Origin of the sequence: Mesorhizobium sp. M7A.F.Ca.CA.004.04.2.1, from assembly GCF_004022825.1 — a bacterium.
Classification (GTDB): Bacteria; Pseudomonadota; Alphaproteobacteria; order Rhizobiales; family Rhizobiaceae; genus Mesorhizobium.
The window spans coordinates 1-438 of sequence record NZ_RZPH01001797.1; the positions used below are offsets into that span (position 1 = coordinate 1).

The following is a 438-nucleotide window of genomic DNA, read 5'->3' on the forward strand; positions in this document are numbered from 1 at the left end:
ACGCCACGTCAGGCCACATGATCTGGATCGGCGACCGCACCCGCCAGCCCGATCATGCGCATGTCGAATATTGCCGTGGGATCAAGAACCCGCTCGGGCTGAAATGCGGTCCTTCGCTGACGCCGGACGGCTTGCTGGAGCTGATCGACCTGCTCAATCCCGAGAACGAGCCCGGCCGGCTGACGCTGATCGCCCGCTTCGGTTCCGACAAGGTCGCCGACCATCTGCCGAAGCTGGTGCGCGCGGTGCAGAAGGAAGGCCGCTCCGTGGTGTGGTCGTCGGACCCGATGCACGGCAACACGATCGAGGCCGCCGGCTACAAGACGCGGCCGTTCGACCGCATTCTCAAGGAGGTCCAGACCTTCTTCGAGGTGCACCGCGCCGAAGGCACGCATCCGGGCGGCATCCATGTCGAAATGACCGGCAAGAACGTCACCG

The 438-nt window shown here is 65.1% G+C and carries 1 protein-coding gene; it reads left to right on the forward strand.

Features of this window, described 5'->3' with window-relative positions:
- Positions 1–438: 3-deoxy-7-phosphoheptulonate synthase (locus EN893_RS37625; protein ID WP_164901575.1), on the forward strand; the 438-nt coding region annotated here is incomplete at both ends.